At 67.6% G+C, this 24,329-nt stretch carries 20 protein-coding genes and 5 pseudogenes; 13 read left to right on the top strand and 12 right to left on the bottom strand.

The features are described 5' to 3' along the window. The 9 genes and pseudogenes from BN4348_RS60110 to BN4348_RS49525 all read right to left on the bottom strand — a co-directional run. On the bottom strand, positions 1-1,290 hold a 1,290-nt coding region (locus tag BN4348_RS60110; protein WP_160040531.1), incomplete at its 3' end, for a glycosyltransferase. Next, a complete protein-coding gene (locus BN4348_RS49560) occupies positions 1,287-2,777 on the bottom strand; it encodes a flippase (protein WP_066915336.1) in 1,491 nt (496 codons plus the stop codon). The genes BN4348_RS60110 and BN4348_RS49560, both read right to left, overlap by 4 nt. Then, on the bottom strand, positions 2,777-4,282 hold the full coding sequence (locus tag BN4348_RS49555; RefSeq protein WP_084454372.1) for a sugar transferase: 1,506 nt from the start codon (positions 4,280-4,282) through the stop codon (positions 2,777-2,779). The genes BN4348_RS49560 and BN4348_RS49555 overlap by 1 nt, the downstream gene beginning before the upstream one ends. A gap of 17 nt (positions 4,283-4,299) precedes the next feature. Then, the gene (locus BN4348_RS49550) at positions 4,300-5,145 is read right to left on the bottom strand and encodes a WecB/TagA/CpsF family glycosyltransferase (RefSeq protein ID WP_066915334.1); all 846 of its coding nucleotides are present in this window, start codon (positions 5,143-5,145) and stop codon (positions 4,300-4,302) included. After that, the gene (gene rfbC, locus BN4348_RS49545; RefSeq protein WP_066915332.1) at positions 5,142-5,693 is read right to left on the bottom strand and encodes a dTDP-4-dehydrorhamnose 3,5-epimerase; all 552 of its coding nucleotides are present in this window, start codon (positions 5,691-5,693) and stop codon (positions 5,142-5,144) included. Before rfbC ends, BN4348_RS49550 begins: the two co-directional genes overlap by 4 nt. Then, positions 5,690-6,736, bottom strand: a complete 1,047-nt coding sequence (locus BN4348_RS49540; RefSeq protein WP_066915330.1) for an NAD-dependent epimerase/dehydratase family protein — start codon at positions 6,734-6,736, stop codon at positions 5,690-5,692. Before BN4348_RS49540 ends, rfbC begins: the two co-directional genes overlap by 4 nt. Before the next feature lie 18 nt (positions 6,737-6,754). After that, positions 6,755-7,411, bottom strand: coding sequence for a PIG-L deacetylase family protein (locus tag BN4348_RS49535; RefSeq protein ID WP_066915328.1), 657 nt, complete (start codon positions 7,409-7,411; stop codon positions 6,755-6,757). Then, positions 7,408-8,202 (bottom strand): glycosyltransferase family protein, encoded by a 795-nt coding sequence (locus tag BN4348_RS49530; RefSeq protein ID WP_066915326.1) that lies wholly within the window; start codon positions 8,200-8,202, stop codon positions 7,408-7,410. The genes BN4348_RS49535 and BN4348_RS49530 overlap by 4 nt, the downstream gene beginning before the upstream one ends. Before the next feature lie 115 nt (positions 8,203-8,317). Further along, positions 8,318-9,305 (bottom strand): annotated as a pseudogene (locus tag BN4348_RS49525) (PPE family protein). Positions 9,306-9,803: 498 nt separating this feature from the next. Here BN4348_RS49525 and BN4348_RS49520 point away from each other — a divergent pair. Then, entirely contained in the window at positions 9,804-10,481 is a 678-nt protein-coding gene (locus tag BN4348_RS49520) for a TetR/AcrR family transcriptional regulator (RefSeq protein ID WP_066915324.1), read from the top strand. 134 nt (positions 10,482-10,615) lie between these two features. Next, positions 10,616-11,344 (top strand): TetR/AcrR family transcriptional regulator, encoded by a 729-nt coding sequence (locus BN4348_RS49515; RefSeq protein WP_066915322.1) that lies wholly within the window; start codon positions 10,616-10,618, stop codon positions 11,342-11,344. A gap of 99 nt (positions 11,345-11,443) precedes the next feature. Here the strand turns inward: BN4348_RS49515 and BN4348_RS49510 are convergent, their stop codons facing one another. Beyond that, positions 11,444-11,806 carry a PAS domain S-box protein gene (locus BN4348_RS49510; RefSeq protein WP_084454377.1) on the bottom strand — a complete coding sequence of 121 codons (363 nt, stop codon included), beginning with the start codon at positions 11,804-11,806 and terminating at the stop codon, positions 11,444-11,446. A gap of 194 nt (positions 11,807-12,000) precedes the next feature. Continuing rightward, positions 12,001-13,557 carry a methionine--tRNA ligase gene (metG, locus tag BN4348_RS49505; RefSeq protein WP_066915318.1) on the bottom strand — a complete coding sequence of 519 codons (1,557 nt, stop codon included), beginning with the start codon at positions 13,555-13,557 and terminating at the stop codon, positions 12,001-12,003. 18 nt (positions 13,558-13,575) lie between these two features. Here metG and BN4348_RS49500 point away from each other — a divergent pair, with 18 nt between their 5' ends. The 5 genes and pseudogenes from BN4348_RS49500 to BN4348_RS61760 all read left to right on the top strand — a co-directional run. Beyond that, the gene (locus tag BN4348_RS49500) at positions 13,576-14,436 is read left to right on the top strand and encodes a TatD family hydrolase (protein WP_066915316.1); all 861 of its coding nucleotides are present in this window, start codon (positions 13,576-13,578) and stop codon (positions 14,434-14,436) included. Positions 14,437-14,602: 166 nt separating this feature from the next. Further along, entirely contained in the window at positions 14,603-15,730 is a 1,128-nt protein-coding gene (locus BN4348_RS49495) for a resuscitation-promoting factor (protein WP_066915314.1), read from the top strand. Further along, positions 15,694-16,632 carry a 16S rRNA (adenine(1518)-N(6)/adenine(1519)-N(6))-dimethyltransferase RsmA gene (rsmA, locus tag BN4348_RS49490; protein ID WP_066915313.1) on the top strand — a complete coding sequence of 313 codons (939 nt, stop codon included), beginning with the start codon at positions 15,694-15,696 and terminating at the stop codon, positions 16,630-16,632. The genes BN4348_RS49495 and rsmA overlap by 37 nt, the downstream gene beginning before the upstream one ends. 59 nt (positions 16,633-16,691) lie before the next feature. Continuing rightward, positions 16,692-17,498: pseudogene (locus BN4348_RS61765) on the top strand (4-(cytidine 5'-diphospho)-2-C-methyl-D-erythritol kinase); the annotation flags it as partial. Between the two features lie 6 nt (positions 17,499-17,504). Continuing rightward, positions 17,505-19,013: pseudogene (locus BN4348_RS61760) on the top strand (fatty acyl-AMP ligase); the annotation flags it as partial. A 115-nt stretch (positions 19,014-19,128) separates the two neighbouring features. Here the strand turns inward: BN4348_RS61760 and BN4348_RS49480 are convergent. After that, positions 19,129-19,728 (bottom strand): TetR/AcrR family transcriptional regulator, encoded by a 600-nt coding sequence (locus BN4348_RS49480; protein ID WP_066915311.1) that lies wholly within the window; start codon positions 19,726-19,728, stop codon positions 19,129-19,131. 140 nt (positions 19,729-19,868) lie between these two features. On the opposite strand from BN4348_RS49480, the gene BN4348_RS49475 reads away from it, so the two are divergent. The 6 genes and pseudogenes from BN4348_RS49475 (at position 19,869) to BN4348_RS49450 (ending at position 24,325) form a co-directional block, all read left to right on the top strand. Further along, a complete protein-coding gene (locus tag BN4348_RS49475; protein WP_066915309.1) occupies positions 19,869-21,434 on the top strand; it encodes a phytoene desaturase family protein in 1,566 nt (521 codons plus the stop codon). Continuing rightward, positions 21,431-21,760 (top strand): ferredoxin, encoded by a 330-nt coding sequence (fdxA, locus tag BN4348_RS49470; protein ID WP_066915305.1) that lies wholly within the window; start codon positions 21,431-21,433, stop codon positions 21,758-21,760. Before BN4348_RS49475 ends, fdxA (BN4348_RS49470) begins: the two co-directional genes overlap by 4 nt. Positions 21,761-21,777: 17 nt before the next feature. Beyond that, positions 21,778-22,013: pseudogene (locus tag BN4348_RS49465) on the top strand (4-(cytidine 5'-diphospho)-2-C-methyl-D-erythritol kinase); the annotation flags it as partial. Positions 22,014-22,260: 247 nt separating this feature from the next. Continuing rightward, positions 22,261-23,100, top strand: a pseudogene (locus BN4348_RS49460) (phytoene desaturase family protein); the annotation flags it as partial. After that, on the top strand, positions 23,097-23,426 hold the full coding sequence (gene fdxA / locus BN4348_RS49455; protein ID WP_066915305.1) for a ferredoxin: 330 nt from the start codon (positions 23,097-23,099) through the stop codon (positions 23,424-23,426). The pseudogene BN4348_RS49460 and the gene fdxA (BN4348_RS49455), both read left to right, overlap by 4 nt. After that, a complete protein-coding gene (locus BN4348_RS49450; RefSeq protein WP_066915303.1) occupies positions 23,423-24,325 on the top strand; it encodes an SDR family NAD(P)-dependent oxidoreductase in 903 nt (300 codons plus the stop codon). Before fdxA (BN4348_RS49455) ends, BN4348_RS49450 begins: the two co-directional genes overlap by 4 nt. Positions 24,326-24,329: the final 4 nt, after the last annotated feature.

Below are 24,329 nucleotides of genomic sequence, written 5' to 3'. Positions count from 1 at the left end.
AACGTGCGGCGCGACCAGCCAGCGGCGGCCGGCCCCCCCGGCCCGCCACAAGGTCGCGAACCCCGTCTCGGTGTTGGTGTCGCCGCTGATCAGCACAGCAGGCCCGGCGGGAAGGTCGACGGCCGGCGCCCACCAGGGCTGGCGCACCACCCGGACGCTGTGCGGAATCTCCCGGATCAGCGGTCCGAACCGTTGCATGCACACAATGGTGACGGGGTAGCCCCGCCGATTCAATTCGGTTGCCAATAAAGCCTTTTGGCGCTCCGCGCCGCCATAGACCAAGCGGTTGGTGGTGATCACGATCGCCGGCTTTGCGGTTCGGGGGCCGGCGGTCAAGGCCCGCCGGCGCGCGTCGCGCTTCGACCGCTGCATCCGCTCCAGCACGGTGGTGCCGGCCAGATAGGCATCCGCGTGGTGCACGCCGTGTTGGTGTTCGAGCAGCAGTGCGATGTTGGCGCGCAGCAGGTCCCGGTTGCGGCGGCGTTCGGGGGTCGAGACCTCGGCACCGTGCGCGGCGTCGGGCTCCTGCGATTGGCTCGCGGCCGCCGGGTTGCCGTGGTCGATGTCGGTTTCGTTGGCCAGCAGGATGCGCCAGCCCGCCGCGATGGCCCGGGCCTGCCAATCGGTTTCTTCCCCGTAGAGGAAGAACTCCTCGTCGAATCCGCCGATCTCGTTCCAGGCCGCGCGGTTGATTGCCAGGCAGGCCCCGCCCACATAGCCGTCGATGCTTTCCGATTCGCCGGGCTGGCGCGCGTACAGGTGTGAAATCGGCGTGCCGCGCAGGCGATCCGAGTAGCCGGCGGCCGCGACGAGCGCCCGGCTCAGGGTCCGGCGCCGCGTCGCGATGTCCCAGCGCGCCGGCCCGGGCGCCCCGTCGTCGTGCACCATGGGCGATACTGCGGCGACCTTCGTCTGGAGCAGCAATTCCCGAGTGCGCGCGAGCGGCCCCTCCAACCGGGCGTCGGCGTTGAGCAGCAACAGATCCGCGTCAGCGGGGGTGTGCTCCACCAGGGCGTTGAACGCCGCGGCGAAGCCAAGGTTGGCCGGACCCAGCACCCAGTGCACCGCGGGGTGCCGGGCGGCCAGCTCGTCGCGACCGGGATACCCGTCGCCGCTGTTCTCATAGACGTACACCGGCAGGTCGGGCAGGTGCTCGGCGACGCTGGCCAGGCACTGCTCGACCAGGCCGTGGCTCTTGTAGGTCACGATCATCACCACCATGGGCCGACCGGACCTGGTGAGCGTGCCGACCGGCCGTTTCAGGTATGCCCGGTCCAATTCGCGTGTCATGCCACCAGCCCCCTTTGGCGCAGTGCGGTCAATTGAGTGCGCAACGAAGACCAGGTGAACGGACCGACCGTCACGCTGGTTACCAGGTACACGGCAGCGGCGGCGGTCACGACCAACACCACGTGATGGCCCGCCAGGAGCAGCGCCACCGCGACGCAGGCCCCCGTTGGCACCAGCAGCCGAAGCAAAAACGCCACGGGGGTGCGGTAGTCGCACTCGCGGCGCAGCCACCAGCTGGCAATCACCATGCCGAACAGCTCGGTCCCCACCAGCGCCAGCCCGGCGCCCACCGCGCCGAAGGGCTTGTCCAGCAACAGGTTCAGCGCGACGTTGAAAGCCAGTGTGGCAATGGACAGCCGGAACAAAAACTTCTGCTGGTGGCAGGCGAACAGGCCCTGGCCGAGGGTGCCGGTGACGAAACGCAGCGCCACGGCGACGAAAAGCGTCGCGAGTGCTGGTGCGCCGCGCTCCACGAACTCGCGATCGCCGAACAACTCGATCAGGGGGCGCGCCAGCAACGCGCCGACGGCGGCGACCGGGACGCCCACGAAAAACATCAGCTCGACGCAACGCCGCAGGAAGGCGGTGAACGCTTCGACGTTGCGCGAGAACAGTTCGGTGGCCGTCGACAGCGTCGCCTTGAGGAAGAACATCGAGACCACCAGGGTGTTGAACGCGACCGTGTAGGCCAGCCCGTAGACCCCGACCTCGGAATGCGTGCTGACCTTCGACAGGATGACGCCGTCGGTGCGCCAGTACAGAACGCCGACCACGGCCACGCCGATCGGAAAGATGCTCTCCCGCAACAGGTCCGCCACCTCACGCGGCGCGAAAATCGGCCGCAATGAGATGTGCCGCGCCGCCGCGCTGCCCTGGATGAGCAGCTGCAGCGCCGGGGGTATGAGCTGTGCGACCGCGAACCAGACGACGTCGGCGCGGATGGCCACCAGGTAGCTGACCATCGCCAGCGTGCCCAGCCGGCCTGCGACGTCGGACATCGCCACTGCCGAGAAGCGGACGGTGGACAGGAACACGGGTTCGAACCGCGTCGTCATCGTCAGCATCAGCAGCTGGCCCGACAACACCACCAGCATCACCCGGACGTCGGCGTCGCGATAGAGCAGCAGACCCGTGCCGGCCGCCGCCGCCGCGAGCGGAAGGCAGTACACCAGCGACAGGCCGCTGTTGACGCGGACCAGCCGCTCCAGGTCGCCGGCGCCCGAGGTGACCCGGCGCACGATGACGGTGCCGATGCCGAGATCGGCCAGGCTGGCCCACATTCCGACGAAGGCGACCGCGATGGTGAGCTGGCCGTAGCGCCCCGGGCCGAGGTAGCGGGCGGTCATCGCGACCGACACCACCGAGGCCAGCATCCCCAGCGCCCGGCAGATCAGCTGGACGGAAAACGCGTGCGCGATCCGCGACCGCGGCACCGAGGCGACGGCCGGCTCCGCCACGGCCGGCTCGATCGTGGTCTCGCGCACCATCAGTAGGCCCCGTCGCTCGACATGACGGCCTTGAGCGTGCGGGCGATGATCACCAGGTCGCCGGCCATCGACCAGTTGTCGACGTACGACAGGTCGAGCCGCACCGAGTCCTCCCAGGAAAGATCCGAACGACCGCTGACCTGCCACAGTCCGGTGACTCCCGGCTTGACCAGCAGCCTGCGCTTGACCTGCCCGTCGTAGTTCTCTACCTCGCGCCGCAGCGGTGGCCGCGGTCCGACGACGCTCATGTCCTGCTTGAGCACGTTGATGAACTGCGGCAACTCGTCGATGCTGAACCGGCGAAGTATTCTGCCGACGGGGGTGACCCGCGGGTCCCGGCGGATTTTGAAGAGCATGCCGCCGGCGCCCTCGTTGAGCGGCAGCAGGCGTTCGACCTGGGTGTCGGCGCCGTCCACCATCGTGCGGAACTTCAGCATCGTGAAGGGCTTGCCGTCCAGGCCGATGCGTTCGGCGCGGTAGAACACCGGCCCCTTGCTGGTCGCCTTGATCCAGAGGGCCGCCGCGATGAGCAGCGGCGCCGTGCCGATGAGCGCGGCCAGCGAAAAGCAGAAGTCGAAGGCGCGCTTCTGAAACCGCTGTGTCCCTTCGTATTGCGGCTTCTCGACGTGCAATAGCGGAAATCCCGCGATCGGCTTCAGGGTCAACCGCGGGCCGGCGACGTCGACCACCCCGGGCGACACCACGAGGTCGACGTCCATCGTCTCCAGCCGCCACATCAGGTCCCGGATCCCGTGGACGCCGAAATGTTCGGTTCGCGTCACGGCCACGGTGTCCGCGCCGCAACACGAGATCGCCGCCACCGCGCGGGTCTCGTCCCCGAGGATCGCGATCTCTTGGCCGTGGACCGTCAGCGTTTCGCCGCGGGGCGGGCCGTAACCCGGGATGCACACGCCGACCACCACGTAACCGTCGTTCGGGTTGCGGATCAGCTCACCGGCGAAATGCGATACGCCCGGCCGGTCGCCGATCGCCAAAACCATGGTCTGGTATTCGCCGTGCGCCCGTTTGCGCCAGACGTGCTTGCGCCACAGGTTGCGGCTGGCCAACAGTCCGATGGTGCCCGCGGGCAGGGCGACCGCGAGATAGCCACGCGCCAGCTCGATCTTGGCAAGCAGCGTGACCATGGCGATGAACCCGAACGTCCAGAACGACGCGCTGGCGATGCGCCGGTACTCGTCGATTCCGGCGCCGATGATTCGCGTCGATCGGGTCTGGAACATCGACATGGACGAAAGCCACAGTGCCGCAAAGAGCGCCGAGAGCAACGTCATCACGGGGCCCGGGTATCCCGACGTGTTCGGCGCGTCCCCGAACCGGACGAACTGGGCGAGCGCGACCGAGGCGCAAACGATCGCCGCGTCGGTGACGCGCAACCGGGCCGAGTACGTCTGCTGCCAGCGCGACACGCCGTTGGGGCGCGGCCCCCGCACGGCCTGCGCCCGAAGCGGCGGGATGGCGCTGTCGGCTCGAAGGGTTGTCGTCATGCTGGCGGCTCTCTGGCTTAGGCCGTTGCCGATTCGGCTGCGCCGGAAAGGGTCCGGGCAGCGTTGTGGATGGGCGTCCCCGCGTAGGACCCGCCGGGGTAGCAGATCAGCTGGGCTCGCGATGCGCGCAGCAGCGCGAGCGGACCCTGCAGCAGGTACCGGCGCGCCAGCCGGCGCGGTTCGCAGGTCAGCCGGTAGAACCACTCGAGCCCGGCCCGCTGCATCCAGTCCGGAGCGCGACGGGTCTTGCCGGCCAGAAAGTCGATGGCGCCACCGGACGGCAGGAAAACCCGCGCCCCGGTCGCGAACCCGTGCCGGTCGACCCATTGCTCCTGACGCGGCTTGCCCAGGCTCACCACCAGGATGTCGGTGCGGGCCATGCGGATGGCGGAAACGAAAGCGTCAGAACCCGATTCGATGTCCGCTGGGTCCGGCGCCCACATCCCAGAGATCGCGAGCCGGGGATACTGTGCCCGCAGGCGCTGTGCCAGCAGGAGGTGCGTCTCGGCGCTGCCGCCGAAGAAGCCGACCCGTTGGCCCGTCGACTCGGCCAGCGTCAGGACCGCGGGTAGCAGGTCGGCACCGGTGACGCGCGGCCACGGCTGCGCTGTCAGCAGTTGCCCTCGCCAGGCGATCGGCATGCCGTCGGCCAGCAACAACCACTCCAGCCCGCCCGCCGGCGCCGCACCGAGGGTGCGAAAGTGGTGCAAGTGGTCGAGGTTCACCGAGCCCACGGCCAGGCCGGGCGACCTGGAGTCGAGGCGGTCCGCGATGATCGACAGCACTTCGTCGGTGTCGCACCGCTCGACGACGCTCCCGCTGACGACCATGCGCACCGGGACCGTGGACAGGGCCGACGTCATGACGCCTCGCTCTCCACCGACTCCTCCAACGAGGGCCAGCTCGCGTCCTTCTCCGACATCACGGTCACCGGCAGCGGCCACTTGATACCGAATTCTGCTTCGTCCCAACGAAAGCCCTCTTCGCTGTCCGGCACGTACGGACCGCTGATCTGGTACAGGATCTCGGTGTCGTCGGTCAGCGTCTGGAACCCGTGCGCCACGTATGGTGGCAGGAACAGCGCCCGGCGGTTGTCTGCGCTGAGCTCCACCATCACGTGTTCGCCGTAGGTTTGCGACTCGGGGCGGACGTCGACGGCGACGTCGGCGATGGCGCCGCGGACGCAGCGCACCAGTTTGGCCTCCGCGTGCGGCGGCGCCTGCCGGTGCAGGCCGCGCACCGTGCCGCGGGTGTGGTTGAAGCAGATGTTCGTCTGTGCCACTTCGGGTATCAGACCGTGGTGCAGGAATTCGTCGGCGCAGAAGGATCGAGAGAAGAAGCCGCGATGGTCGCGATGGGGCTCGATGTCAATGATCGTGACCCCTGCGACACTCGTGGGCGTGTACTTCACTGCGTCTCCTTCCAGAACAGTCGTTCGTCGACCTGCCCCGTCTTGAGCAGGTATTCGATCTGCTTGAGGCGCGTGTGCCCGCGGCCGTAGAACGTCTCGGGCTCCATGGCGATGGCCTGGAACACGCGATGCAGTTGCGCCGCCCCGGCCGCGACGTCCCATGCGGCGCGGAAATCGGCGAATACCTCGTGGATCTTGCCGAACGAGACGCGGTAGCTGCGGTTGTCCGCGTTGGGCGGGCCGAAAGTGAGCTCGCAACCGGGGAACTCGGCGCTGACAGCCTCCGCGATTTCGCGCACCGTGCGGTTGTTTTCGTCGCTGCCGACGTTGACCACCAGCTTGTGCACCCTCTGCCGGTCGGCGCGCAGCGCGCACCGGATCGCCTGGGCGATGTCGAGCGCGTGAACTAGCGGTCGCCACGGCGTGCCATCGCTGGTCATCGCGATGCGGTGTTCGGTCCACGCGAGGCCGGCCAGATTGTTCAGCACGATGTCGAATCGCATCCGCGGCGAGGCGCCGAATGCCGTTGCGTTACGGAGGAATGCCGGCGAGAAGTCGTCGTCGGCCATCGCGGTGAGGTCGCGTTCGACCAGGGCCTTGCATTTGGCGTACGGGGTCAGCGGGTTGATGGGACTGGTTTCGTCGACGGTCCCCTCGGCGATGCCGTACACGCTGCACGACGACATGTAGATGAACCGGCTGACACCCGCGCGCTTGGCGCACTCGGCCAAGTGCACGCTGCCGCGGTGGTTTACCTCGAACGTCACATCACCGATCAGGTCGCCGATCGGATCGTTGCTCAACTCCGCCATGTGCACGACCGCATCGACCCCGCGCAGGTCCGCGACGGTGACGTCGCGAATGTCCTTGATGAGGCTCAGCGGTGCGACACCGTGGCGGCTGTCGGCGAGCGGGCGGGGGCACAACCAACCGGCCTTGTAATAGCCGGTGTCCAGTCCGACGACATCGTGGCCGTCTTCGAGAAGTAGCGGGGCCAGAAGGCAACCCAGGTAACCTTCCGTGCCGGTGACCAGCACTAGCATCGTCGTGTCGCTCCCGTCCTATGATTGCGCGCCGAAGGGATTCAAGATCGCCTTCTCGCTCACGAAGGCTTCGGCGTAGCGAACCCGGGACTGCACGCCGCGGAGGCGCATCAGGCCGAGGAACGCGGCGTCGTCGAACCAGTCGCGACCCGCCTGAGACGGGTACGACTCCGCGAGCAGTTCCGCCTTCCGGCGGGCCAGCTCTTCCGGAATGCCCACGTAGAGAGTCGGATTCGGCAAGTCGGACTCCCATTTGAGAATCTCGTAGCCCAGCACGAGATGCGCACGAAACTCGGTCGGTATGAGCTCGGCGACCAAGCGATGGTCCTGGTGGTAATCGTGGCGGTGGGGGCCGATGACCAGGTCGGGCTCGCATTGGCTGCGGAACTGGGCGAGGAGTTGCTTGACCGATCCCCAGTGGTCCGGCAGGCGCCCGTCGGGCAGGTCGGCCACCGTCAACCGAACCTCCGACCGCGGCAACAGGGCCGCGAACGCGTTCTTTTCCTCGATCTCGCGCTCGGTGCCGGCGCCGGTGAACACCAAGGCGTGCACGACGACATCGGGGTTGTGGCGGACGATTTGCGACAAGGTGGCGCCCGCGCCGATGACGATGTCGTCGCAGTGCGCCCCGATGGCCGCAACCGAATTGATTGCGCCGGTGTGCAGGCCGATCATGCCGAACGTTTCGCCGGAGATTGCTCCCAGACCATCCACGGGCGGTTCCCCGCGTTGTAGTCGGCGTCGAGTTCGGCGCGCTCCTTGAACGTGTCGGCCGGCTTCCAGAATCCGTCGTGCTGATACCCCAGGAGCCGGCCGGTCCCGGCGAGCGCCATGCAGGCATCGCCGACGAGGTCACCGTTCTCGGGGATGAGGTCGAAGACCTCCTGGGTCAGGACGAAGTAGCCGCCGTTCACCCAGATCGGGAATTTGGCGATCGGGGCGATCTCTTTGATGTCGCCGGCGGAGCTGACGTCGACGCAGTGGAACGACGACTGCGGCGGCACGATCAGCATGGAGGCCGCCGCGCCGCTGGTCTTCAACCGGTCGACCATGGTGTCGAGCGGCGCGTCGGTCAGCACATCGGCGTAGTTGGCGAGGAAGTACTCGTCGCCCCCGACGTACTTGCGCACCCGACGTAGCCGCTCGCCGATCGGCGACTCCAACCCGGTGTCGACGAAGGTGATGGTCCAATCGGACATATCGGAATCGAGCAACTCGATTTCACCGGCGCGCATGACGAAGTCGTTGGATTCCATCTCGCGGTAGTTGAGGAAGAAGTCCTTGACCATCGCCTGGCCATATCCCAGGCACAGGATGAATTCCTTGTGGCCGTAGTGGGCGTAGTAGCGCATCACGTGCCACAGCAGCGGTCGCGGACCGACCATCTGCAGCGGCTTGGGGACCAGGTCGCCTTCGGCCGTGCGCATACGCATGCCGTAACCGCCGCAGAAAAGTACGACTTTCATGACACCCAACCCTTCGGACGACGGACCGCGCGCGGGCAGCGCGCGAACGGCTGAAAACCAGATATCGCCGTAAAGGCGGTAAACGATACTTTTGGTATTTCGGGCTTCGGGCGGGTCATATGATGGCCGCTCCGTAGCCGCCGGACGGCGGTTGCGCCATCACGGTGGGGATCAGCCCGTACCGCGGACCGGGCGCTCCCCGGCCTCCGGCGCCCCTCGGTAGCCCGCCCAGCATGCTCGGCGGCATGTTGCCCGCCCCGCCGGGCGCGCCGGCGTTCGCCAGTTCCGCCCCGGCGCTGGTCAAGTGCGCGGTCGGGATGACGCTGGTCCAGCTGGCCGGCACCGACAGCGGGCCCAGGGTGGCGGCCTGGCCCATGGNGCCCGCCCGTCCCGGAGCTGAGCCCACCTAGCAGCGTCCCCCAGGGTGTCGTCGTCGCGGCACTCGCCGTGGCCGGCGACGCCAGGTTCGACAACATCGAGGACAGGGTGGACATCAGGCTGGCCAGGGTGAGTTGTTGGGTGGACGAGCCCGCGGCCGCCTCCGAGAGTGCGGTGGCCTGGCCTGCGGCGCCGGCGGGGTCGCTGACCTCGGGCGCCGATGCGAACGGTGTCAGGTCCGCGGCCTCCGCCGAATTCGCGGCGTATTGATACATCGCCGCGGCGTCCTGCGCCCACATCTCGCCGTACTGGGCCTCGTTGGCCGCGATGGCCGGCGAGTTCTGGCCGAAGAAGTTGGTCGCGGTCAGCACCGCGAGTTGAACCCGGTTGGCGGTGACCGCCGCGGGGGGCACGGTCATCGCCCACGCGGCCTCATAGATCTCCACCGCAAGCCGGGCGTGACTGGCCGCCTCCTGGGCCCGCGCGGCGGCGCCGGACGTCCACGCCGCATAAGGCCCGAAGGCGGAGGCCATGGCCAGCGACGATGGACCCAGCCACCGCCCGACCGTCAGCCCCGAGATCACCGATCGGTAGGACGCCGCGGCGGAATGCAGCTCGGCGGCGAGGTCATCCCACGCCGCCGAGGCCGCGGCCAGCGATCCCGGGCCGGGGCCGGCGTACATCCTCGCGGAGTTGATCTCCGGGGGAAGGGCACCAAAGTCCATGGGTTTCTACCCCTGGCCGCACCGGGCGACGGCCGGCGCCAGCGGCCGCGAAGTGACCAACGACACACGGGGCACGCACTGCATACGGGCCGCCCGGCGTGGTGGTTGACATAGGGAACCGGGCACCGGGGGCCCGGCCACAGGCCTCTGACCAGGCAAACAAACTGAAAACCACATAGAAGACGATTCTACATACTTTTAGTTCGCAGTACAGCCGGAACGCGCACCATAAGTATTTCCAAGTTCGTGATGTCGACCCGCAGCGTTGAAGCCTCGGCGCGAGGACTGACTGCTAACCTCAGAGACGGCCGTATTGCCCCCGAGACCCGCCGGTGAGTGCGCTGGCTCTAGAACCGAGGTGCGGGCCCTGCTCGAGGAAGGCTTCGTGAACGTGACACTGATCGATCCGGGCCATGACGCAGGCCCCGGAATGATCACTCGCGTTGCTTCCCCAGGAACGCGATCAAGCCGCTCCGGACAGCCGAGTTCCCGGTACCGATGACGACCCACTCGACCGACGGACGTGCGGACGCGACGCGCCGACAGATTTTGCGGGCCGCCTCGCATCAGTTCGCTCGACGGGCCTATCACGATGTCGGCCTCGACGACATTCTCGCGGAAGCGGAACTGACCAAGGGCGCGATGTATTTTCACTTCCGGTCCAAGCACGCGTTGGCCGTCGCGATCATCGAACGTCAGACCGTCGCCGGCGCCACCGCGGTGGAAGACCTGCTGACGCGCGGACTTTCGGGCCTGGAAACCCTCATCGACTTCTCCTATCTGATCGCCGTCGGTGACATCAAGAACGACGGGGTCCGGGCGGGGCTGAACCTGCTCGAGTCGGTCGGCCGGTCGGAGGGGCTGCAGAAGCGCCTGCTGGAGGAATGGGCCAAGGCACTGGCCGGAGTCGTCGAGCAGGCCATTGCCGAGGGCGACATCGACCAGCATTGCGATCCGCAGGACGTGGGGCGCCTGATGGTCTCCCTGCACATGGGGCTGCGGCAGACCAGCAATCTGGAAGAGCCGGAGCGTTTCCTGCACGACCTGGAAAAGTCCTGGCTTCTGCTGCTGACCGGCATCTTGCAGCCGGAACGGATCGACTACTTCCGTCAGTTCCTCAAGCGACGCGCGGCACTCGCGGTCACCACCAGCTCGACGGCAGCGGATTCGGACTAGTGCGCGACCTGCGCATCGCGCGATCGGGACCGGTGGGGGCGGCTGTTAGGCTTGAGCCTTCGGCCGGAAGATGCGTGAACACGTCGAGATCCGGAATCTAAGCCCATCGACCGAATTCCGGAGGTGCAGACGCGATGGCGCGCCAGGTTCGATCGGAAGCCACCCGGCGAAAGATCCTCGATGCCGCAATAGACGTTTTCGGTGAGGTCGGGTACGCCGCAGCGGGGTGGAACACGATCATCGAGCGGACGGGCATGACCAAGGGTGCCCTGTATCACCACTTCGATTCGAAGGAGTCGTTGGCGTCCGCGATCATCGAAGAAGGTTCGGAGACAATACTTGTCGCGTTCCGTAACGTGTGCGGGTCGTCATCGCCGGCGCTCGAAAACATGATCCACGGCACGTTCACGATCGCGAATGTGCTCACCACCGACAAAACCGCCCGCGCCGCCGAGCAATTGACAGCCGCCCTGAGCGGATTCAACGAAGCTGCCACGCGCTTCTGCGCGAACCTGGTTGAGCTGATGGAGGCTCAGGCCCGCAGGGCCGCCGTCGAGGGCGACCTGCGCCGGGAGCTCGACGCGGCGATGATCAGCGAGTCGCTCCTCGGCGCGATCCTCGGAACGCGTTTGCTGAGCAACGCGATCGCGGCGAGGGGCATCGCGGGCCACGAGGAAGCCGGCGGCGTCGCCGATCGCGTCGCCGGCCCCCCGAGTCAAATCTGGGAGCTGATGCTGGCCGGCATCGTCACCGAGGCGTCGCTGCCTTACTTCCGCGAATTTCTTTCGCGCGAGGCCCTCCGCCATGGCCCGCCAGCCGCGCCGGCCCCCGCCGACGTCGCGGCCATCCCGGAGGTCAGCTAAGCCACGCGGCCGGCCGCCGGACGAAGAAGGTCGGCGTAAAAGGTCATACTGCAAGTATCTAATTGCGCCCCAGGGATTCCTAATGGTTTATTTCGGGCGCTAGCGCTCCTCTTCCCATAATTGCTCGGTCAGATCCTGGAAAGCCGCAAGCACAAACTGATCGTCCGCGCGCAGCAGGGCGGACTTGCTCATCAGCGCCCGCACCATCGAGCCGTCCTTGTGCGCCAATTTGACGACCATGTTCGCGAGGGCATGGACCACCGACAGCAACGATTCCGACTCGGGCGCCTCGTGGAAAATCTCGTGAAACCGCAGCTTCAGGACCTCTTCGGGCTCGAACCCCAGCATCTCGGCGAACGCGGTGTTGGTGAACAGGATGCCGCCGTCGTTCCCGATCGCGAGCACGGGGACCGGAATCCTTTCCAGGACGACCAGCGCAGGCAACTGCTGCAAAGTAGTCAGCGGCTCGCTCGATTGCGGGTTTCGTCGTCGCTCCACAGCCCGATTATGACCTATGACCGGAGGTCGTTCGGGCGCTTTAATCCGGGGCAGCAAGAATATTCACCGAATGAGCCTGCCGGACAACTCAATAACCGCTCTTGGCTCACTCGACTTCGGTGCCGGATGCTCGTCTCGTTCCCGTCACTGCGTTCCGCTCACTCGACTTCGGTCGCTGGCGGCTGATAGCGCGGGAACACGCCCGTCGGTGCCGGCAGCGCGGTGCCCGGGATCAGCCGCGCGCCGATGGCGGTGAACGCGCGTCGGTCTTCGGCCTGACCGAGCAGGTCGAGCAGCCTGCCGGCCGACTCGGGCATGACGGGTTGGACCAGCAGCGCCGCGATGCGGACCACTTCGCAGGTGGTGTACAGCGCGGCGCGAAACCTCGCCTGATCGGCCTCGGACTCGCTCTTGCGCAGGACCCACGGCTGCTGGGCGGAGAAATACTTATTCGCCTCCCCGAGCATCAGCCAGATCGCCTCGAGCGCCAGATGCATTGCCTGCGCGTCAAAGTGGGCGCGCACGCGCTCCAGCAAGCCGTCGGCGGCCGCCAGCAGTTCGCTGTCGGCGGCGCTCAACTGGCCCGGGTCGGGCACCACCCCGGCCAGGTTCTTGGCCACCATCGACAGCGACCGTTGGGCGAGGTTGCCCAGCTCGTTGGCGAGGTCGGTGTTGATCCGGGTGATGATCGCCTCTTCGCTGTAGCTGCCGTCCTGGCCGAACGGGACCTCGCGCAACAGGAAATAGCGCACCTGATCCACCCCGAAGGTGTCGACCAGGCCCTCCGGGGGAACGATGTTGCCCACCGACTTGCTCATCTTCTCGCCGCGGTTGAGCAGGAAGCCGTGCGCGAAAACCCGCCGCGGCAGCTCGATTCCCGCCGACATCAGGAAGGCCGGCCAGTAGACGGCGTGGAACCGGATGATGTCCTTGCCGATCATGTGCAGGTCGGCGGGCCAGTAGCGGCGGAACAACTCGGAGTCGGTGTCGGGGAAGCCCGCCCCGGTCAGGTAGTTGGTCAGCGCGTCGACCCAGACATACATGACGTGATCGGGGTGGTCGGGCACCTGCACCCCCCAGTCGAACGATGTTCTCGAGATCGACAGGTCGCGCAGGCCGCCGGAGACGAAGCTGACCACCTCGTTGCGCCGCACCTCGGGGCCGATGAAGTCGGGGTTCGCCTCGTAGTGGGCGAGCAGCTTGTCGGTGTACGCCGACAGCCGAAAGAAGTAGGTCTGCTCCTCGGTCCAGGTCACCGGCGTGCCGGTTTCGACGGCGATCCGCGTCCCGTCCACCACCTCGGTCTCCGATTCGACGAAGAATCGCTCGTCGCGTACCGAATACCAGCCCTCGTAGGTGTCCAGGTAGATATCGCCGGCGGCGGCCATCCGTCGCCAGATCTCCTTGGACGCCTCGTGGTGGTCGGCGTCGGTGGTGCGGATGAACCTGTCGAAGGAGATGTTGAGCCGCTCCTGCAGGCGCTGGAACACGTCGGAGTTGCGGCGGGCCAGTTCGGCGGTGGGCAGCCCTTCGGCCGCGGCGGCCTGCGCCACCTTCAGGCCGTGCTCGTCGGTCCCGGTCAGGAAGCGCACGTCGAAACCGTCGAGCCGCTTGAACCGCGCGATGGCGTCGGTGGCGATGTACTCGTATGCGTGCCCCAGGTGCGGCGCGGCGTTGGGGTACGTGATCGCGGTGGTGACGTAGTAGGGCTTCATCGGGACTCACCCTATTGTGTGGCGGTGAGCTCTAACCGCTCCGGTAAACGCGAGGCGCCGCCGGCGCCCGAACCGCTGGCGCCTCTGATCGACGCGCACACCCATCTCGACGCGGTCGGCGGCGGGCCGGATACGGGAGCCGGGCAAGTGCGGGCCATCGTGGACCGCGCCGCGGCCGTCGGGGTGGAAGCGGTGGTCACCATCGCCGACGACCTGGACTCGGCGCGCTGGGTCACGCGGGCCGCCGAATGGGATCCCCGCGTCTATGCCGCCGTGGCGTTGCACCCGACCCGCGCGAATGCGCTGGACGACGCCGCCCGCGCCGAGATCGAGCGGCTGGTCGCACTGCCCAGGGTGGTGGCCGTCGGCGAAACCGGGATGGACCTGTATTGGCCCGGCCGGCTGGACGGATGCGCGGATCCCGGCGTGCAGCGGGAGGCCTTCGCGTGGCACATCGACCTGGCCAAGCGGTGCGGCAAACCGCTGATGATCCACAACAGGGAGGCTGACGCCGCGGTGCTCGACGTGCTGGCGGCCGAGGGCGCCCCCGACGTCGTGATCTTTCACTGCTTTTCCTCGGATGCCGCGATGGCCCGCCGCTGCGTGGACGCTGGGTGGTTGCTGAGCCTGTCGGGGACGGTGAGTTTCCGCAACGCCCGCGCCCTGCGGGAGGCGGTGCCGCTGATACCGCCGGAGCAGCTTTTGGTGGAAACCGACGCGCCGTTTTTGGCGCCGCACCCCTACCGGGGCGCAGTTAACGAGCCGTACTGCCTTCCCTATACCGTGCGGGCGATCGCTGAACTGCTGGAGCGTCGTCCGGAGGAATTGGCGCAAATCACGACCAGCAATGCCCGGCGGGTCTACGGGCTGGCCTCGTGACCGGCGCGGTCGGCGGGTGATTTCCCTAACAACGTCGTGCCGGAGTTGCCCAACATTGGCCGGTTCGTTACCGTCTTGTGATCGTACGGTTGGGGGCCCCTGGGCCCTTTTGTCATTTTCCTGCTGAGTGGTACGTAACTGGTTGCTGAGGTCGGGGTAGCGCGCGTTGACTGTATTGACAAAACTTCATCACAATTCTTCGCCCACGTTGCGCCTCTTAGTCGGAGCGCTGTTGTTAGCCCTGGGGTGCGCCGGCGGGCTCGCGGTGTCGGCCTCCAAGACGGTCACGCTGACCGTGGACGGAATGGCGATGCGGGTGACGACCATGAAGTCGCGAGTGATCGACATCGTCCGGGAGAACGGCTACAACGTCGACGAGCGCGACGACCTCTACCCGGCCGCCGACGTCCAGGTGCACGACGCCGCGGACATTGTGTTGCGGCGCAGCCGACCGCTGCAGATCTCGCTGGACGGACGCGACGCCAAGCAGGTGTGGACGACGGCGTCGACCGTCGACGAGGCGCTGGCCCAACTCGCGATGACCGACACCGCCCCCGCCGCGGCAAATCGTGGCAGCCGCGTACCGCTGGCGGGGATGACGCTGCCGGTCGTGAGCGCCAAGACGGTCCAGATCAACGACGGCGGCGCGGTGCGCACCGTGCATCTGCCGGCGCCCAACGTCGCGGGGCTGTTGAACGCCGCCGGCGCGCCGCTGCTGGAGAGCGACCAGGTGACGCCCGGCGCCGCGTCCCCGATCGTCGACGGCATGCAGATCCAGGTCACCCGCAACCGGATCCAGCGGGTCACCGAGCGGGTTCCGCTGCAGCCGCCCGCGCACCGGATCGAGGACCCGGGAATGAACGTCAGCCGCCAGGTCGTCGAAGACCCGGGCAGCCCGGGCACCCAGGACGTGACGTTCGCGGTGGCCACCGTCAACGGGGTCGAGACCGGGCGGCTGCCCGTCGCCAACACGGTGATCACGCCGGCCCGTGAGGCCGTGGTGCGGGTGGGCACCAAGCCCGGTACCGACGTGCCCCCGGTGAGCAACGGGTCCGTCTGGGATGCCATCGCGGGCTGTGAGGCCGGCGGAAACTGGGCGATCAACACCGGTAACGGGTATTACGGGGGTGTGCAGTTCGACCAGGGCACCTGGGAGCGCAACGGTGGGCTGCGGTTTGCACCGCGCGCCGACCTCGCCACCCGCGAAGAGCAGATCGCCGTCGCCGAGGTGACCCGGGAGCGGCAGGGCTGGGGTGCGTGGCCGGTGTGCAGCGGAAGAGCTGGTGCGAGCTGACCATCCGGCTCCTCGGGCGCACCGAGATCAGGCGGCTGGCCAAAGAACTGGAATTTCGGCCACGGAAGGCTCTGGGGCAGAACTTCGTCCATGACGCCAACACCGTGCGACGGGTGGTTTCGACCTCCGGCATCGGCCGCTCCGACCACGTCCTGGAGGTCGGTCCCGGCCTCGGTTCGCTCACCTTGGCGCTGCTGGACCGAGGCGCCACCGTCACCGCCGTGGAAATCGACCCGGTGCTGGCCGGCCGGCTGCCGCAGACCGTCGCCGAGCATTCGCACAGTGAGGTCCACCGGCTGACGGTGTGCAACCGCGACGTGCTGACCCTGCGCCGCGACGAGTTGTCTGCCGAACCCACCGCCGTGGTCGCCAACCTGCCGTACAACATCGCCGTCCCGGCCTTGCTGCATCTGCTCGCCGAATTCCCGTCCATTCGGGTCCTCACGGTGATGGTGCAGGCCGAGGTCGCCGAGCGGCTGGCCGCCGAGCCCGGGGGCAAGGACTACGGCGTGCCCAGCGTGAAGGTCCGCTTCTTCGGGCGGGTTCGCCGCTGCGGCACGGTTTCGCCGACCGTCTTCTGGCCCATTCCGCGCGTCTATTCCGGGCTGGTCCGCATCGACCGGTACCCGACATCGCCGTGGCCGACCGACGAGGCCTTCCGCCGGCAGGTGTTCGAGCTGGTGGACGTCGCGTTCGCCCAGCGGCGCAAGACATCTCGCAACGCGTTCGCCGCCTGGGCGGGTTCGGGCAACGAATCGGCGAATCGGCTGCTGGCCGCCAGCATCGATCCGGCCCGCCGCGGTGAGACGCTGGCCATCGACGACTTCGTGCGCCTGTTGCGGCGTTCGAACAGCGGTGACGACCCGCTGCCGCACGTCTCCGGGCACGCTTCCGCGAGCTGACCGGGCGCCGTTACGCGCGGTTGGCCCGGCGCAGCGATAGTCTGCAGCCGTGGCTGACAATGTCTGACGGCAACACCGCCGCGCAGTGGGTGCCCACCGGGTCGGTCACCGTCCGCGTGCCGGGAAAGGTCAACCTGTACCTGGCGGTGGACGATCGCCGCGAGGACGGATACCACGAGCTGACGACGGTGTTTCAGGCCGTTTCGCTGCTCGACGAGGTGACCGTCCGCAACGCCGACGTGTTGTCGCTCGAGCTCGTCGGCGAGGGCGCAGGCACGCTGCCCACCGACGAGCGCAACCTGGCCTGGCAGGCGGCCGAGCTGATGGCCGACCACGTCGGCCGGGCGCCCGACGTCTCGATCATGATCGACAAGTCCATCCCGGTGGCCGGCGGCATGGCCGGTGGCAGTGCGGACGCGGCGGCGGTGCTGGTCGCCATGAACTCCCTGTGGGAGCTCAACGTGCCGCGCCGGGACCTGCACACGCTCGCCGCGCGGCTGGGCAGCGACGTGCCCTTCGCCCTGCACGGTGGCACCGCGTTGGGAACCGGCCGCGGCGAGGAGCTGGCCACCGTGCTGTCCCGCAACAGCTTCCACTGGGTGCTGGCGTTCGCCCACGGCGAGCTGCTCACCCCCGACGTCTTCACCGAGCTGGACCGGCTCCGGGACGGCGGGGATCCGCCGCGACTCGACGAGCCCGGGCCGGTGCTGGCGGCCCTGGCCGCCGGCGACCCCGAGCAACTGGCGCCGCTGCTGGGCAACGAGATGCAAGCGGCCGCGGTGAGCCTCAACCCGGCGCTGCGCAACGCGCTGCGGGCCGGCGTGGAGGCCGGCGCCCTGGCGGGCATCGTGTCCGGCTCGGGCCCGACATGCGCCTTNGGCCTGGCCGCGGCGGGCATCGGCCTCGGCGACGCCGTCGGCGTGCTCGCCGGCTTCCCGGTGGAGATCGCCCCGACGGCGCAGGGCCTGTGGATGCGCGGCGCCAGCTTGACCATGCTGCACCAGCCCACGCCGCGCACCGACCTGGCCGTGTGGGCCGAGGACACCATGACCGTCATCGGCATGATCGAGGCCAAGGCCGTCATCGTCTCCGAGCCCTTCACGGTGGCCATCCCCGTGCTCGAGGAGAAGGGCATCACGGTCCTCACCGTCGCCGACCTGCTGGCGGCGGAGCCGATCGACCCGGTCGAGGTCGGCGAGGACGACCTGGCGCTGATGCAGCTGACGTCCGGTTCGACCGGATCGCCCAAGGCGGTCCAGATCACCCACCGCAACATCTACTCCAACGCCGAGGCCATGTTCATCGGCGCCCAGTACGACGTCGACAAGGACGTCATGGTGAGCTGGCTGCCGTGCTTCCACGACATGGGCATGGTCGGCTTCCTGACCATCCCGATGTACTTCGGCGCGGAGCTGGTCAAGGTCACGCCGATGGACTTCCTGCGCGACACGCTGCTGTGGGCCAAGCTCATCGACAAGTACAAGGGCACCATGACCGCGGCGCCCAACTTCGCCTACGCGCTGCTGGCCAAGCGGTTGCGCCGCAACGCCAAGCCCGGTGACTTCGACCTGTCCACCCTGCGGTTCGCGCTGTCGGGCGCCGAGCCCGTCGAACCCGCCGACGTCGAGGACCTGCTCGACGCCGGCAAGCCGTTCGGACTGAGGCCCTCGGCGATCCTGCCGGCCTACGGCATGGCCGAGACGACGCTGGCCGTGTCGTTCTCGGAGTGCAACGCCGGCCTCGTCGTCGACGAGGTCGACGCCGACCTGCTGGCGGCCCTGCGCCGGGCCGTGCCCGCCACCAAGGGCAACACCCGACGGCTGGCCACGCTGGGTCCTCTGCTGAAGGACCTCGAGGCCCGCATCATCGACGAGAACGGCAACGTGATGCCCGCGCGCGGCGTCGGCGTCATCGAGCTGCGCGGCGAGTCGCTGACGCCCGGCTACCTCACCATGGGCGGCTTCATCCCGGCCCAGGACGAACACGGCTGGTACGACACCGGTGACCTCGGCTACCTCACCGAGCAGGGCCACGTCGTGGTCTGCGGCCGCGTCAAGGACGTCATCATCATGGCGGGCCGCAACATCTACCCGACCGACATCGAGCGGGCCGCCGGTCGCGTCGAGGGGGTACGGCCGGGCTGCGCCGTCGCGGTGCGCCTGGATGCCGGCCACTCCCGCGAGACGTTTGCCGTCGCGGTCGAGTCCAACGCCTGGCAGGACCCGGCCGAGGTGCGCCGCATCGAGCACCAGGTCGCCCACGAAGTGGTGGCCGAGGTCGACGTGCGGCCGCGCAACGTCGTGGTGCTGGGCCCCGGCACCATCCCGAAGACGCCATCGGGCAAGCTGCGCCGCTCCACGTCGGTCAGCCTGGTCAGCTAGCGCCGGTTGGCCTTCCGCCGCCGCGCCTTGCGCCGCGAGCGTGCGCAAATTGCCGCGGATTGCCGCGGCTTGCGGCGTGTCGCTGGACCAACACGCACGCTCGCCGTCGCAGGCATCACCTCAGCGGGGAGAGCCCCGACCGCACCAAGTCCAGACAGGTGGCGGAGATGGCAGCCAGATCCTCGACACAGCCGTTTCGGCCCCACGTCTCCACCCCGATGACCATGGCCGCGGCCAGCGTGGAGCCCGCGACGCCGGCGACGAGTTCGATGTTCTCCACGTCGGGGTAGCGCTGCCTGACGAACTCGGTGATGACCGCGGCGAACGACGACTGGACCACCCGCAGGTGGCTGGCGATCTGGTCCCCGGTGATCAATTCGGCACGGGCGAGCGCCGCCTGCCGAACCAGCTCGATGTCGTGCGGATAGCTGTCCATGCTGGCCAGCACCGCCTCGAACACCGACTCGGAGCGCGGGCGTTTCGCGAGGGCGTCCGCCAGCCATTCCACCTGGGTGTCGTAGTCCTGGAACAGCACGGCTTCCTTGGTGGGAAAGTGCCGGAAAAACGTGCGCTCGGTGACGCCGGCTTCCTGGGCGAGCTGCTGCACCGTGACGTTGCCGAAGCCCTCGCTGGCGAACCGCTTCAAGGCCACCTGCCGCAGCGCCTCATGTGTTCTGCTGTGGCGCAGCTTGTGCAGGTTCGTCCGCTCGCTCATACCTCGCATCCCATCACATCCGGTGGCTTGTCAGTGCCGACATCTTTCAATTGAGTCAGTACTGACATATATTAGGGGCGCCCCGCGACGGGTGCCTGGCCAGGTCGCCTCGAGGACCATTCGGAGAAGGAGCATCAGCGATGACGGATTATGACGCGATCGTGGTCGGGGCCGGCCACAACGGGCTGACCGCGGCGGCGGTCCTGCAGCGCGCCGGCGTGCGCACGCTGTGCCTGGAGGCCAACACCTACAGCGGTGGAATGGCGGCCACGGTCGAGTTGATCGACGGATTCCGTTACGAGATCGCGGGTTCGGTGCAATTCCCCACCGCACCTGCGATCACCAAAGAGCTCGGGCTCGACACGCTGCCCACCGTTGACGCCGAGGTCCAGTCGGTCAATCTCGGCGACAACGGCGAAGAACCCATGATTTTCTACCGGGACCCGATGCAGCTGATGACCCACCTCGCCGAGAAGCTCGGAACCGACGCCGTCACGGGCATGGCCGAGATGATCGGCTGGAGCCAGGGACCCGCCAAAGCGCTCGGCCGCTTCGAGGTGTGCACGCCGCCCAAGACGATCGATGAGATGTATGCTTGCGCCGCAAATGAATTCGAACGCCGAGCCATTCACGAGGTAATGTTCGGGACGGCGATGGATGCCATCGACCGCTTCCTGCCCGACAAGGACAAGCACGCGGTGCTGCGCGGCATGCTCGCCTTCCTCGCCATCAACTCCACTTACCGCGGGCCCTACACGCCTGGCAGCGCAACGTGTTTGGCGTTCGCACTTGCCGTCCCCAACGAGGGAACCGCGATGATGACGAAGCTCGAAGGCGGGATCGGGGCACTCGGCCAGCACCTGCACGAGCTGTTCGTCTCCCACGGGGGGGAGATCAGGTATCGCGCCAAGGTCGAGAAGATCCTCGTCGAGAACGATCGCGTGACCGGCGTGCGCCTCAAGGACGGCTCCGAGATCAGCGCGCCGATCGTCGTGTCCAACCTGTCGCCCGACCTGACCATGATGGATCTGGTCGGCGCCGAACATCTGACCGCAGACCTGGTCACCCGGCTCAGCGGGCGCGACCACCGGGCGCCGTTCGTCCAGATCCACTTCGCCCTCGACGGCTTGCCGGAATTCGCCCCGCCCTACGACTTTCTCAACGAACCCGGCATGCAATCCTCCATCGGCATCTTCGGCTCACCCGAAGAACAGCAACGGCAATGGGAGGAGTGCAAGCGGGGCATCATTCCCGACAATCCGTCGATGGGAATGCAGATCCCGTCCGTCCACGATCCCAGCATGGCGCCCCCGGGCAAGCACGCGGCGAGCGCATTCGCCTATGCGTTCCCGGTCGAGGCGAGCCGCGACCTCCATGGTCAGCTCAAGAACGTGATGGCGGAGAAGGTCATCGACAAGATCACCCGCTACGCACCCAACTTCCGCGACATCCAGATCCGGCATATCACGTTCGCGCCGTATCACATGCAGACGATGTTCGCCGCTCCCGCCGGCGACTTCTGCCACGGCCTGCTGCATCCAGACCTGATGGGGCCCAACCGGCCCGGGCCCAAGGGCTTCCTCGACATGCCCATCGGCATCGAGGGGCTGTACCTGGGTGGCGCGGGATGCCATGGGGGGCCCGGGATTACCTTCACTCCCGGCTACAACGCCGCCCACCAGGCGCTGGAGGACATCTCGCGATGACCTACGTGATCGCCGAGCCCTGCGTCGATCTGAAAGACAAGGCATGCATCGAGGAATGCCCGGTCGACTGCATCTACGAGGGCGCCCGGATGCTCTACATCCAGCCCGACGAATGTGTCGACTGCGGTGCCTGCGAGCCGGTCTGCCCGGTCGAGGCCATCTACTACGAGGATGACCTGCCCGACGAGTGGAGCGGCTACACGCAGCTCAACGCCGACTTCTTCGAGCGGCTCGGTTCGCCCGGTGGCGCGGCCAAAGTCGGTGTGTGCGAGCATGATCCGTCAGCCGTCAAGGAACTCCAGCCGATGGGAGGGCAGGGCCAATGACGCGACCCCTCGACGGNCCGCGGTGAGCCTCAACCCGGCGCTGCGCAACGCGCTGCGGGCCGGCGTGGAGGCCGGCGCCCTGGCGGGCATCGTGTCCGGCTCGGGCCCGACATGCGCCTTCCTGTGCACGTCGGCGGGCGATGCGGTCGATGTCGGAACCCGGTTGTCGGGCGAGGGCGTCTGTCGCACCGTCCGGGTGGCCAGCGGTCCGGTGCCGGGCGCCCGCGTGGTGCCGACGCCCACTGAAGTGTGAATTCGCGCTCACCGCGCGCCACGGTTTGGCAGTTACTTAAGAGGAGTTTAAGATGACTCCCGGTGACGAGCAGCGCTGAGCACGACCACTCGATTCCGTTGTCCGCCGGGCATCCCGGCGGACTCGTCTGCTCATCACCGCTTCGAGACCTAACCGCTGCCCAACTGTGCTCGCGCGCCTGCTACCCAGCGCCGCCCAGCGGGCGGAATATGAGAATCCGGGCCTTGGGGAAATTGCCGGAANGCACGAGCTGTTCGTCTCCCACGGGGGGGAGATCAGGTATCGCGCCAAGGTCGAGAAGATCCTCGTCGAGAACGATCGCGTGACCGGCGTGCGCCTCAAGGACGGCTCCGAGATCAGCGCGCCGATCGTCGTGTCCAACCTGTCGCCCGACCTGACCATGATGGATCTGGTCGGCGCCGAACATCTGACCGCAGACCTGGTCACCCGGCTCAGCGGGCGCGACCACCGGGCGCCGTTCGTCCAGATCCACTTCGCCCTCGACGGCTTGCCGGAATTCGCCCCGCCCTACGACTTTCTCAACGAACCCGGCATGCAATCCTCCATCGGCATCTTCGGCTCACCCGAAGAACAGCAACGGCAATGGGAGGAGTGCAAGCGGGGCATCATTCCCGACAATCCGTCGATGGGAATGCAGATCCCGTCCGTCCACGATCCCAGCATGGCGCCCCCGGGCAAGCACGCGGCGAGCGCATTCGCCTATGCGTTCCCGGTCGAGGCGAGCCGCGACCTCCATGGTCAGCTCAAGAACGTGATGGCGGAGAAGGTCATCGACAAGATCACCCGCTACGCACCCAACTTCCGCGACATCCAGATCCGGCATATCACGTTCGCGCCGTATCACATGCAGACGATGTTCGCCGCTCCCGCCGGCGACTTCTGCCACGGCCTGCTGCATCCAGACCTGATGGGGCCCAACCGGCCCGGGCCCAAGGGCTTCCTCGACATGCCCATCGGCATCGAGGGGCTGTACCTGGGTGGCGCGGGATGCCATGGGGGGCCCGGGATTACCTTCACTCCCGGCTACAACGCCGCCCACCAGGCGCTGGAGGACATCTCGCGATGACCTACGTGATCGCCGAGCCCTGCGTCGATCTGAAAGACAAGGCATGCATCGAGGAATGCCCGGTCGACTGCATCTACGAGGGCGCCCGGATGCTCTACATCCAGCCCGACGAATGTGTCGACTGCGGTGCCTGCGAGCCGGTCTGCCCGGTCGAGGCCATCTACTACGAGGATGACCTGCCCGACGAGTGGAGCGGCTACACGCAGCTCAACGCCGACTTCTTCGAGCGGCTCGGTTCGCCCGGTGGCGCGGCCAAAGTCGGTGTGTGCGAGCATGATCCGTCAGCCGTCAAGGAACTCCAGCCGATGGGAGGGCAGGGCCAATGACGCGACCCCTCGACGGGGCGGTGGCCCTGGTCACCGGCGCGAGCCAGGGGATCGGGCAGGGCATCGCGATCGAGCTCGGCAAGCAGGGCGCCACCGTGTGGGTCACCGCCCGCACCGCGGCCGGGCTCGAGCAGACCGCCGATCAGATCGCCGAGCTCGGCGGCGCCGCGGTGGCCCGGCCGTGCGATCACGCCGATGACGCCCAGGTGGTGGCCGTGTTCGACGAATTGCGCCGCGTGGCCGGCCGACTCGATATGGTGGTCAACGTCGCGTCGCCTGACTTCACATCGATGGTGGGACAGCCGTTTTGGACGCTGCCGTTCCAGGCGATCACCGACAGCCTCGCGGTAGGGCCCCGCGCGAACTTCGTGACGTCCGCCCTTGCCGCCCCGATCATGATCGAGCAGGGGGGCGGGCTGATCGTCAACATCTCCTCCCACGGCTGCGAGGACTACATACTGTCCACACCCTATGGGGCGGCCAAGGCTGCCATCGAGAAAATCACACACGACACGGCGCTCGAACTGCGCGAGCACAACGTGGCCGTGATCGGGTTGTGGCCGGGCCTGGTGCTCACCGACCGCATCCTGGGCTTCGCGACCGAAGGCCCGTCGGGATCGCGCCAGCTGTTCGGGCTCGACCTCGACATCTGCGAGTCCCCGCGGTTCTCGGGCCGCGCCGTCGTCGCGCTGTTCACTGATCCCGACCGAATGGCCCGCACCGGCCGATCGTTCTTCGCCTCCCGCCTCGCACGCGAGTACGGCTTCACCGATGTCGCCGGCCATCTGCCCCCGGAGGTGCGGCTGCTGGTCGACCTTCTGGGCGACGGCAACGTGCCCGAGTATTGGCAGATGGTGGAGCGGTTCGGCCGTGGCTTCGCCGAACCGTCGCCGGCGTAATCCG

It is taken from the genome of Mycobacterium interjectum, from assembly GCF_900078675.2.
In the GTDB taxonomy this organism is placed as follows: Bacteria; Actinomycetota; Actinomycetes; order Mycobacteriales; family Mycobacteriaceae; genus Mycobacterium; species Mycobacterium interjectum.
This window is presented reverse-complemented; position numbering and strand designations above follow the sequence as displayed.